At 46.0% G+C, this 11231-nt stretch carries 11 protein-coding genes; all 11 read right to left on the minus strand.

The annotated features are described in order from the left end of the window. Nucleotides 1-45: 45 nt before the first annotated feature. Complete coding sequence (locus TCA2_RS00845) at nucleotides 46-270, minus strand: YlzJ-like family protein (protein WP_047909663.1); 225 nt, start codon at nucleotides 268-270, stop codon at nucleotides 46-48. Next, nucleotides 267-986 carry a ClpP family protease gene (locus TCA2_RS00850; protein ID WP_047910198.1) on the minus strand — a complete coding sequence of 240 codons (720 nt, stop codon included), beginning with the start codon at nucleotides 984-986 and terminating at the stop codon, nucleotides 267-269. Before TCA2_RS00850 ends, TCA2_RS00845 begins: the two co-directional genes overlap by 4 nt. Nucleotides 987-1224: 238 nt before the next feature. Continuing rightward, on the minus strand, nucleotides 1225-2904 hold the full coding sequence (locus tag TCA2_RS00855; RefSeq protein WP_047909664.1) for a ribonuclease J: 1680 nt from the start codon (nucleotides 2902-2904) through the stop codon (nucleotides 1225-1227). A gap of 401 nt (nucleotides 2905-3305) precedes the next feature. After that, complete coding sequence (gene dapA / locus TCA2_RS00860) at nucleotides 3306-4193, minus strand: 4-hydroxy-tetrahydrodipicolinate synthase (RefSeq protein ID WP_274520928.1); 888 nt, start codon at nucleotides 4191-4193, stop codon at nucleotides 3306-3308. 24 nt (nucleotides 4194-4217) lie between these two features. Further along, nucleotides 4218-5435: an aspartate kinase gene (gene dapG / locus TCA2_RS00865; RefSeq protein ID WP_047909666.1), complete on the minus strand. Its 1218-nt coding sequence runs from the start codon at nucleotides 5433-5435 to the stop codon at nucleotides 4218-4220. Between the two features lie 74 nt (nucleotides 5436-5509). Then, nucleotides 5510-6556 (minus strand): aspartate-semialdehyde dehydrogenase, encoded by a 1047-nt coding sequence (locus TCA2_RS00870; RefSeq protein ID WP_047909667.1) that lies wholly within the window; start codon nucleotides 6554-6556, stop codon nucleotides 5510-5512. 153 nt (nucleotides 6557-6709) lie between these two features. Continuing rightward, nucleotides 6710-7288, minus strand: a complete 579-nt coding sequence (locus TCA2_RS00875) for a dipicolinate synthase subunit B (RefSeq protein WP_047909668.1) — start codon at nucleotides 7286-7288, stop codon at nucleotides 6710-6712. 19 nt (nucleotides 7289-7307) lie between these two features. Continuing rightward, complete coding sequence (dpsA, locus tag TCA2_RS00880) at nucleotides 7308-8192, minus strand: dipicolinate synthase subunit DpsA (RefSeq protein WP_047909669.1); 885 nt, start codon at nucleotides 8190-8192, stop codon at nucleotides 7308-7310. 146 nt (nucleotides 8193-8338) lie between these two features. Next, a complete protein-coding gene (gene dut, locus TCA2_RS00885; protein WP_047909670.1) occupies nucleotides 8339-8758 on the minus strand; it encodes a dUTP diphosphatase in 420 nt (139 codons plus the stop codon). A 4-nt stretch (nucleotides 8759-8762) separates the two neighbouring features. Beyond that, nucleotides 8763-10028: a M16 family metallopeptidase gene (locus TCA2_RS00890; protein ID WP_370510310.1), complete on the minus strand. Its 1266-nt coding sequence runs from the start codon at nucleotides 10026-10028 to the stop codon at nucleotides 8763-8765. Between the two features lie 86 nt (nucleotides 10029-10114). Continuing rightward, nucleotides 10115-11104: a polysaccharide deacetylase family protein gene (locus TCA2_RS00895; RefSeq protein WP_047909672.1), complete on the minus strand. Its 990-nt coding sequence runs from the start codon at nucleotides 11102-11104 to the stop codon at nucleotides 10115-10117. Nucleotides 11105-11231 lie beyond the last annotated feature (127 nt).

Below are 11231 nucleotides of genomic sequence, written 5' to 3' on the forward strand. Positions count from 1 at the left end.
CACATATGTTCTTTTTCGTCGAATCTTGACCACAAGCCCATATGCCTAGCTTTGAACAGCGTTAAGCGAAATCTCGCGGCCTGGCGCATAAGCTGAATCCAAATAATCATACAAGCTGCCATTGATCAGCCTTACGATGATCCCCGACCTTTCGTTAACAGGCATAATCTGCAATAATCGTCCTTCGATCTGCATTTCTAATAAAGGAGGCTGTTCTTTCCACATCCCTTCAAAGATCTGCTCACCGGACATGATCGTATAAAGAGTCATTGTGTCATCCCTCCAGGAGTAGCGGCAGCCCGCATATCCTTTCGCGACAGGATCAGCTTATTGAGTTCAGCGATGGCCTCACCAATTCCGCCTACTGCATCCATCAGGCCATATTGAACCGCATCATTTCCACCTACTGCTGTACCGATATCCCGATTCAATTCGCCCTGCTTAAACATCAGTTCTTTGAAGTGCTGCTCCGTAATACGGGAGTGAGAGGTTACAAATCGTACAACCCGCTCCTGCATTTTCTCAATGTACTCAAAGGTCTGTGGGACCCCAATAAACAACCCGTTCATGCGCACCGGGTGAATAGTCATTGTGGCACTCTCCGCAATAATGGAATACGTACTGCTGACAGCGATTGGCACCCCAATGCTATGACCTCCCCCGATGACAACAGTAACCGTTGGCTTGGACATGGAAGCAATCATTTCCGCGATCGCAAGACCTGCTTCTACGTCGCCGCCGACCGTATTCAATATGATCAGAATACCTTCAATCCGAGGATTTTGCTCTGCAGCAACCAGCTGTGGGATGAGATGCTCGTATTTCGTTGTTTTATTTTGGGGAGGCAAAATAAGATGTCCTTCGATCTGACCAATAATCGTCATGCAGAAGATATTAGATTCCCCAGAAGGAACTGTAGTCTGTCCCAGCTCTTGAATCGTATTTACAACAGGATTCGATTTGGGCTGCTGCTCCGGCGGCAGCATAGGGGTCTCGTTCTTAGCGCCTTCGCCTTTATCCTTGCCGATTAGCGGATTTGTCACATCAACACTTCCTTTGAAAGTTTTGTCTTCAATATCTGGGTTAGTATGACAATTCCACAATGGATCTTATACACACGAAGGCACACGAAAAAGCCTCTCCCGCGCTAACAGGGAACCGTCCAATATTACCTGTTAGCTTAGAAGAGGCGACTGTGTGCCTTCGTTTGAAGTTATTGGTTTACTATACTTCCATAATGATTGGCAAAATCATAGGGCGACGGCGCGTTTGCTCATACAAGAAACGTCCGAGCGCATCTTTGACATTGGTTTTGAGTGATGCCCATTCATTGACATTCTCACTCATAAGCTTCTGAAGTGTACTTGTTACAATACGATTCGCTTCATCCAACAAGCCTTCAGATTCGCGAACATACACGAATCCTCTGGAAATGATGTCAGGACCGGAAACGATCTTACCATCCTGCTTGCTAAGCGTAACGACAACAACAAGAATTCCGTCTTGTGAGAGCAGCTTGCGATCACGCAGTACGATATTTCCTACGTCGCCTACTCCAAGACCATCAATTAATACATTTCCGGAAGATACCTTGCCCGCTCTGCGAGCAGCTCCGCCCTGAATCTCAACTACTTCACCAACATCGGTAATGAAGATGTTATCTGAATCAATGCCTACAGACTCTGCCAGCAGTGCATGACGACGCTGCATTCTAAACTCACCGTGAATCGGAATGAAATATTTCGGTTTCATCAGATTCAGCATGAGCTTCAATTCCTCTTGACTGCCGTGACCGGAAACGTGTACGCCAGAGTTAGCTCCGCTGTAGTGAACCTCAGCGCCAAGTCTGAACAACTCGTCTATTGTGCGCCCTACGTATTTCTCGTTCCCTGGAACTGGTGTTGCCGCAATGATAACAGTGTCTCCTGGCAGGATATCCACTTTGCGGTGAGTTGAGCGAGCCATGCGAGTAAGCGCAGACATCGGTTCTCCTTGGGAGCCTGTGCACAAGATTACAACGCGGTCTGCTGCCATCTTGCCTACTTCTTCCGGCTCAATAATCATGCCGTCAGGAATATCCAGATAACCAAGATCGGATGCAATACCTACTACATTTACCATGCTTCTGCCGATTACGGTTACTTTGCGTCCGGTAGTTTCAGCAGCGTTAATGACTTGCTGGATCCGATGCACGTTGGATGCGAAGGTCGCAACAACGACACGCTGGCTTACCTTACGGAAAATATCCTCCATAACGACACCCACATTTTTCTCAGAAGGGGTAAATCCTGGCTTCTCTGCGTTTGTACTGTCTGATAACAGTGCCAGTACACCTTTGGAACCGATTTCTGCCATACGCTGAAGATCTGCATACTGACCATTGACTGGAGTATGATCAAATTTGAAGTCTCCCGTATGTACGACGACACCTTCTGGAGTCTCGACGCACACACCTACAGAATCAGGAATACTGTGGTTTGTCTTGAAGAAATTAACCTTAAGGCTGTTGCCAAGCTGTATTTCAGAATCCTCGTTAATGAGAATCCGCTTCGTTTCGCCAAGCAAATTAGCTTCCTTCAGCTTATTTTCTACGAGTCCGAGTGTAAGCTTCGTTCCATATACTGGTACATTAAGATGTTTGAGTACATAAGGCAATCCGCCAATATGGTCTTCATGTCCGTGTGTCAGTACAATCCCTTTTACTTTATCTCGATTTTCAGTTAAGTAGGAAATATCTGGAATGACGATATCAATGCCAAGCATATCCTCTTCTGGGAATTTTAAACCCGCATCTACGACTACAATGTCATTACCGTACTGAACAACATACATGTTCTTACCGATTTCACCGACGCCGCCCAATGCGAAAATCATCAATTTATCGTTGTTATTTTTTTTTGACAAAAGAATCTGAACCTCCTATGGTAGTTGGACGTCGTACCTTAATGATATTATTACTATTTTATTAAAAGAAACCTATAGCTTCTCAGCCGAAGTTCCCACACACTCTGCTATTAAACAATCTATTTCAAAAATATACCGCACCCAGTCACTTGACATCATTATACATGATTAAAAACTGAAAAAACAAGTCAGTCACGTTTTGTAAGGTTTAGTTTCTCCATTTCATATAAAAACAAACGAGCTCTCCTTCCTTAAACAGCGCTTCTGAGGTATATTCTTCCCCCTCAATTACGGATCACAGAGCATGTCTGTTCCATACAAAAGACCCCCGCACTCAAACGTACTTGAGCACGAGGGTCTAACAACACCAAATTCCAAAATCAGTACCAAGTTATAAAAAACTAAGAAATGGTTCCGATTAAATGACGGATAAATTCTTTCTCCTGCTCCGTAGGAGGTACCAGAGGCAGTCTAACGGTGCCTACCGAATAACCTCTCAGTGTAAGCGCATATTTGACTGCAACCGGATTAGGGACCGGATGAGGCGCTTCAAACAAGCCCTTGAAGACAGGTAATAATCTATGATTGATCGAAGCTGCCTTCGAAACATCACCTTTAACATAGGCATGAATCATTTCTTTCATTGACGCACCTACAATATGACCGGCTACACTAACAATACCGTATCCACCGACAGCCAGTGCCGGAAGGACTGAAGAATCATCGCCTGAATAGACTTTGAATCCCTCAGGAGCAGCTCCAGAAATCAGCGCCACCTGCTCAATGGATGCACATTCCTTAGTAGCAACAATATTATCAATCGCTGCAAGGCGTAGTGTTGTCTCCACAGATAAGCAGGCTCCTGTTCGTCCAGGTACGTTATAGAGCATTACAGGAAGGGAGGTCGCCTTCGCAATTGCAGAAAAATGCTGGTACATCCCTTCTTGGTTTGGTTTGTTGTAATAAGGGACAACCAGGAGCACTCCATCTACACCGGCTTTCTCCGCCTCGCGGGTAAGCTGGATCGAATGATGCGTGCTGTTGCTGCCAGTACCGGCGATAATCTTGGCCCGCCCTGCCGCATGCTTAACGACAAATTCAAACAGCTGCACTTTCTCGGCGTCGGTTAATGTCGGTGATTCACCTGTTGTGCCTGCAATGACCAATGTATCGATTTGTTGAACATCAATTAAGTAATCGATTAGTCTGGAGGTTTCTTCCCAATGGATACCACCTTCATCGTTAAACGGCGTAACCATTGCTGTTATAAGTCTTCCGAATTCCACGATTGTATCCTCCTTGCACTCTCGTCTCTAGCGATGAAGTTCAAATTTGGAATGAAGTGCACGAAGCGCTCCCACCATATCTTCCTTCTTGACAAGTACCCAAATCGTTGTATTGGAGTCCGCTGACTGCAATATCTCGATATCTGCCTCTGCGAGTGATTCTACAATTCTAGCCATAATTCCAGGAACCCCATTAATTCCTCCACCAATGACAGAGACCTTAGCGCAGCCTGACAAGCTTCTAGGCTTAAGATCCATATCCTGAAGAATACGAATTGCCTTCTCCGAGTCATGATCAAACACAGTATAAACAGCTCCAGAAGGTGATACATTAATAAAATCAACACTGATTCCATTCTCAGCCATTGCTTTGAACACCTTCAGTTGAAGTTTACCAACTTCCTTATCTGCCTCTACCATAATTTGCGTGACATTATTCACATAGGCAATTCCAGTGACAAATCGGTCCACAATTCCGGTCTGAATGTCCTTAATTCCTTCAGGATGCGTAATCAACGTCCCTTCCCCATCACCGAATGTCGATCTAACACGCACAGGAATCTGTGCCTGCATCGCGATCTCCACTGCACGAGGATGGATGACCTTCGCACCTTGGTGAGCCATATTGCTGATCTCTGCATAGCCAACATAGAGAAGCGGCTTCGCGTCTTCAACAATTCTCGGGTCTGCGGTAAGAATCCCATCCACATCCGTATAGATATCAACCATATCAGCGCGCAGTGCGGCACCAAGTGCTGTAGCTGAAGTATCACTGCCTCCACGGCCAAGCGTTGTTATGTCACCTTTTTCGTCAGCGCCCTGGAATCCAGCCACAATGACTACTTGATGTGTCTTCAGTTCTTCCAGAATGCGTTCCGGCTTCACAGCAAGAATCCGCGCATTGCCAAACTGATCGTCAGTTAAAATGCCAGCCTGACCACCTGTCAGTACGGTTGCTGTTATTCCTTCATGCTCAACCAGGCTAGTGAGCGTAGCTGCTGAAATCAGCTCACCACAGGACAGCAGAATATCTTTTTCACGCGCCGGCAGCGCATTTCCATTCTGAACAACCCAGTCCAGAAGTGTATCCGTAGCATATGGCTCGCCTCTGCGACCCATCGCAGAGACGACCACTACAAGCGAATGTCCGGCAGCAATTTCACGTTTCATATGACCGATAACACGTTCACGTGCCGCCGGTGTTGACAGGGATGTTCCCCCGAATTTTTGCACTAAAATACCCATGCATGTATTCCTCCATTTGTATATCAAGAAGACTTAAGCTGAAAGAAAGTACGCAAAACAAATGGAATGTAAACTTAGGCGTTGCTTAAGCGTTCAGATGCGATAATTTCGGCGATTTGCACAGCGTTCCATGCAGCGCCTTTTTGAAGATTATCCGATACAATCCACATATTCAGTCCTTTTTCATTCCCCAAGTCGCGACGCAGACGGCCTACAAACACATCTGGTTTGCCAGCTGCATCTGTCGCAAGCGGATACTGCTGATTCGCCGGGTCATCTACTAGAGTGACTCCAGGAGCTTCGGCCAGCAGTGCTTTTACTTCTTCTAGATCATAATTTTCTTTAAGCTCTACATATACGGATTCGGAGTGACCATAAATAACGGGGATACGTACACATGTTGCTGTAACCCCAAGTGTATCATCCGACAAGATTTTTTTGGTTTCACGAACCATTTTCATTTCCTCTAATGTGTAGCCGTTATCTTGGAACTTATCAATTTGTGGAATCGCGTTAAAAGCAATTTGATGCTTCACTGGGAGCGATCCTACCGGAAGAATGTCCGGATTAACCTCTTCACCGGATAATACAGCCTTCGATTGACGAAGCATCTCATCAATGGCACGGCTGCCGGCACCCGATACAGCTTGGTAAGTGGATACAATAATTTTAGAAATACCATAGCGGTCATACAGCGGCTTAAGCGCGGCTACCATTTGAATTGTGGAGCAGTTCGGATTTGCAATAATGCCGTTATGCTCGCTGATCTTCTCTTGGTTAACTTCAGGTACAACCAGCGGTGTATTCTCATCCATACGGAAAGCATTGGTGTTATCGATACAAACTGCACCATGACGAACAGCATGAGGAGCAAGCTCTTTACTTACATCACCGCCCGCACTAAAGAGTGCAATTTCGATTCCTTCAAAACTTTCAGGGGTTGCTTCTTCTACTGTAATGTCTTGGCCTCTAAAGTTAATCGTGGAGCCAGCAGAGCGCTTGGAAGACAACAGCTTAAGCTTATTAATCGGAAAATCTCTCTTCTCGAGTAGTCCGATAATTTGTTCTCCTACTGCTCCCGTCGCTCCCACGACAGCCACATTAAACTTTTGATTGCTCATTATAGTGTATCTCCCCTTTGATTACTGACTAACGAAAGTGCTGTATTATGACTCTTTCTTCATCAGCCGGATTTCCCGGTATATTTACACCCCGAAAAAGGCATCTTGCGATACCTCTCGTTCGTGAAGTGAATTAACATAACGCAAGTCGCTTCACATAAGGATCGGCTGCATTTGTCTTCCTTCAAGTGCTGCATAAGCTGCTTCAGGAATCAAATGCATCTTAGCGACGAGCGAATTGGGTTTCGCTTGTGGATTATCCTGGCCAAACGGCACAAAATAAATATGTTTGGCAACAAGTAATTTAGCAATATTCGCTGCGTTCAAACCAAGTCCATCATTTGTTGAAATTGCAAGAACGACCGGGCGCTGATTGCGCATTTGAGATTTGGCAGCCATAAGCACTGGACTGTCCGTCATTGCGTTAGCAAGCTTGCTGGTGGTATTTCCTGTACAAGGAGCAATAACCAATACATCAAGCCGTTTGGACGGTCCCAAAGGCTCGGCTTCAACAATTGAAGAAATGATATCATTACCTGTTATATCTTTCAACTGTTTTTGCCAACTTTCGGATGTGCCGAACCGGGTATCGGTTGTCAGCACCGAATTTGATATGATAGGTACAACATCGGCACCTTCGTCTTTAAACCGTTTAACGACCGGCATGACCTCTTCAAAAGTACAATGTGAACCTGTAATCGCATAACCAACCGATTTTCCCTGCCAATTCATAACCTGATTCCTCCGTTCATTATTGATCACAAAGCAGCAAACTGACGATCGAATTTGCGATAATCTCACCAGCTGTTTTGGGAGCAACAATGCCAGGGAGCCCAGGAGCGAGCATCGCCTTGATTCCGCGCTTCTCTGCGTAACGGAAATCGGTCCCTCCAGGCGCTGAGGCCAGATCAATAATAAACGATTTAGGTTTCATTTTGGACAGGATTTGTGCTGTGATAATCATAGACGGTATCGTATTAAAAATCAAGTCGGCCTCCCCGGCATAATTCGCTAAATCCCTTGTCAGGAAAGGCTTTAGGCCCATCACCGACGCTTTGGCTGCATCTTCCTCACGTCTTACACTTACCCTTACATCGGCACCGAGTCCCTGCAATGTCTTAGCCATTGTAAATCCCGTGCGTCCCAAACCAAGCACCAGAGCTACCGAATTGTGAATTGTAAAATCTGTATTCTGAATCGCAATCATGATTGCGCCTTCTGCTGTTGGAATTGAATTGTGAATGGCGACATCATCCCGTTCAAGCAGTTCCACCAGACGCAGATTATGATTACTGCACAGATCCTTCAAATACGGCTTCGCTATTCCTGTATAGACCGAACTATGTACAGGAAGTGCTCCTGCCAGTTCAGGTGTTAATTGAAGAACGGTTCCCTCTGTTGCATATTTTGCTTGGATATATCCTTCATCATCACATCCGACAACGGGTAATATGACTACATCTGCTGAAGTGAGGAGATGCTCACTCAATTCTTCCTTCACAGCTCCATCAGGGATCTGCTGGAGGGTATCAAAACCAACAATACTAACCGACGCATCAAGTTCAGCGCAGCGACGAATGACCTCTAGCTGACGTGCATCTCCGCCTAGAACGACGATCCGTAATCCGGTCAACATCAGGATGTCACTCCTTTCCACGACTTTACGCTGTCATCTTATGCCGTGAAGTTTGCCCTGGTGATTCAAATGCCCTTATTTTGTAAAAACCATTAAGTACAAAAAAGCCGCTCTCATAAAGAGCGGCTTCCACAATTCACTTTTTTCTATTTACCTGTATGACCAAATCCGCCTGCACCGCGCACCGTTTCCGACAGCTCAGATACCTCTGCAATGATAACTTGAGGTACAGCCTGTATGACCATTTGAGCTATTCTTTCTCCACGTGCAATCGTGAATGGCTCATTACCAAGGTTGATTAGTAGAACCTTCACTTCTCCCCGATAATCAGCATCAATTGTTCCAGGTGTGTTAAGACAAGTTATCCCGTGCTTGAAAGCCAGACCGCTTCTAGGCCGAATCTGTGCTTCGTAGCCTGCAGGAATCGCCATCGCAAATCCCGTAGGAATTAATACTCTTTCTCCCGGTTTCAGCACCGTCTCCGCATCAACAGCGGCATATAAATCAAACCCGGCAGCCAGCTCAGACATTTGCATCGGAAGCGGAATATCTTCGGTTCCAGGCATTTTTTTAATTTGTACGTGTATTGACAAAATCGTCCCTCCTAAGTGTTGCAATCGCACGATCCGAGGCTCCAACCATGGCAAGAGCATATGGCTGCGCGAACATTCGATCAAGTACAGCATTCACATCATCCATCGTAACCCGCTCGATTTTGGCAATGATTTCATCAAGCGTTTGATGCTTGCCTACCATCAGTTCATTCTTACCGTTTCGATTCATACGGCTTCCGGTACCTTCTAGACTTAAAATAAGACTGCCCTTCAGCTGTTCCTTCCCTTTGCGCAGCTCATCCTCACTAAGTCCATTCTCAGCCAGATCCTGCAAAATCCCTCTTGTCAGGTCCATGACTTCCTTCGTTTGCTTAGGTGCTGTCCCCGCATAGATGGTGAACAGTCCACTATCCGCATGAGCGCTATGATACGAATAAACAGAATAAGCGAGGCCGCGCTTCTCCCGGATCTCTTGAAACAGCCGTGAACTCATTCCGCCGCCGATGGCATTGTTAATGAGCACCATGGCATACTGCTTGTCATCATGGATTGAACATCCGGGGAAGGCGAGACAAATATGATTCTGCTCTGTTTTCTTTTTGTGAAACAGCAGATTACCTTTGAAATCGGGAGCCTCAATACCAGACTGATTCGCCGGGCTATGTACATTAAATGAGCCGAAATACTTCTCAAGCAGCTCGACCGTGCTCTCCTCGTCAATGTTTCCAGCTAAACTAATGACGGTGTTCTCGATCGTGTACTGCTCGTTCATATAGGAGCGCAGGCTGAACTCGTTCATCGTGCTCAGCTTCTCTTCCGTACCTAATATCGGATAAGCTAAAGGATGCTCTCCATAAGCAGCCAGGGAGATCAGATCATGCACCATATCATCTGGTGTATCCTCATACATTGAAATCTCTTCGAGGATAACGTTCTTCTCCTTAACAAGCTCTTCACTGTCAAATTTGGAGTGGAAGAACATATCTGACAATACATCCACAGCGATAGGCAAATGCTCATCCAATACTTTAGCATAATAGCAAGTGTACTCCTTGGATGTGAACGCATTGACATTGCCGCCGATGGCATCAAACTGCTCTGCTATGTCCTTCGCATCAAAGCGATCTGTTCCTTTAAACAGCATATGCTCGATAAAGTGTGACACTCCATTTATTGAATCATCCTCATTGCGAGAACCTGTCTTCACCCAAATACCGAAGGATACCGATCGGCTGGTCGGAATCTGCTCCATGACCACTCTTAGGCCATTACTAAGTATCATTTTTTTCACGATTGGCCCTCCATTGCTTTGTCTTGAATATGATTAACGATCGACAGCATTAATCCTACCAAAAAAACCGGCTGCACTCAACTTTCAGGCACATCGAGTCTCTCAGAGGACAAGGTATCGCTAACCGTACCCAGCTTGATTCCTTTCTGTGTTATCCCTTCGATCATCCCTCGCATCGCCCCGGCTGAGGATGCGGTCGGATGCATCAGTATGAGAGAGCCTGGCTCTACTCCTTTGGTAATCTTGGCCACCACACTATCTGGACTCGGCTTCTTCCAGTCGACAGTATCTATCGTCCACAAGACAGTCTTCAAGCCCTGCTGTCTTGCGAGCTCCACCGTCTCCTGATCATAATCTCCGGACGGAGGAGCAAACCATTTGTTCTCCACACCAAGCATTTCCTTTAATAGTGACTTCGTCTTCGAAATTTCAAGCGTAGCCCTCTCTGTCGTAAGCTGACTCATGTTCGGGTGAGAATAGGCATGATTCTCCAGTTCATGACCTCTCTTCTGTATCTCCTTGGCCATTTGCTCGTTCTTCTTCAGCCAGCTTCCATCGAGAAAAAAAGTCGCCTTTACTTTATACTCATCAAGGATATCCAGTATTGGAACGATATACTCGTTCCCCCATGCGACGTTTATCATGAAGGAAGCCATTTTCTTCTCGGGATTTCCACGATAAATCGGCTGAGCTCCAAGGTCATCCAGTGTCACTTTCGGTGGTATTTGCTTATAGACTAGTGGGATAGACGCTGCGTTGGGATTTGAACGTGCCTGAAGGTAAGTCGCCTGAACATCCACTTCGATTCCGTTATATCCAGGAATGGCCTTCCAAACCCGATCAACCTTGGCGTCAATCGGCAGTACCTTAAGCTCTGCCGCCTTTTCCTCGATTTGCTGCTTCAGCTCATCCTCAGGGACCGCATTGACGTACATATCAAAAGCATCCTCTGTATTTACATTCCGCTCCAGTGGAAAATGATTTGTAATGCCCGTGGCTTGTCCAATCGTAACTACAGCCAGCGTACTAGCGATGATGACAGCCCATTTTTTATGTTGCGTCTTCACACGTCTAACCTCCCGCCCCTCGTTTGTCCCATTTTATGACGGCGGCGGTTCCAATATGTACAAAAAAACGCCGGAAAGGCGTTCGATTAAAAATCTATTTTCATATGTGGAGTCCCATGCATCAAAA

It is taken from the genome of Paenibacillus sp. TCA20 (genome assembly GCF_000732325.1).
Taxonomy (GTDB): domain Bacteria; phylum Bacillota; class Bacilli; order Paenibacillales; family Paenibacillaceae; genus Paenibacillus; species Paenibacillus urinalis.

What these genes read in the sequence shown, in the direction of transcription:
- TCA2_RS00890 (WP_370510310.1), bottom strand. Translation starts at nt 10,028, where the DNA reads ATGATACTTAGTAATGGCCTAAGAGTGGTCATGGAGCAGATTCCGACC.
- TCA2_RS00850 (WP_047910198.1), bottom strand. Translation starts at nt 986, where the DNA reads ATGCTGCCGCCGGAGCAGCAGCCCAAATCGAATCCTGTTGTAAATACG.
- TCA2_RS00845 (WP_047909663.1), bottom strand. Translation starts at nt 270, where the DNA reads ATGACTCTTTATACGATCATGTCCGGTGAGCAGATCTTTGAAGGGATG.
- dapG (WP_047909666.1), bottom strand. Translation starts at nt 5,435, where the DNA reads ATGGGTATTTTAGTGCAAAAATTCGGGGGAACATCCCTGTCAACACCG.
- dpsA (WP_047909669.1), bottom strand. Translation starts at nt 8,192, where the DNA reads ATGTTGACCGGATTACGGATCGTCGTTCTAGGCGGAGATGCACGTCAG.
- dut (WP_047909670.1), bottom strand. Translation starts at nt 8,758, where the DNA reads ATGCCTGGAACCGAAGATATTCCGCTTCCGATGCAAATGTCTGAGCTG.
- TCA2_RS00875 (WP_047909668.1), bottom strand. Translation starts at nt 7,288, where the DNA reads ATGAATTGGCAGGGAAAATCGGTTGGTTATGCGATTACAGGTTCACAT.
- TCA2_RS00870 (WP_047909667.1), bottom strand. Translation starts at nt 6,556, where the DNA reads ATGAGCAATCAAAAGTTTAATGTGGCTGTCGTGGGAGCGACGGGAGCA.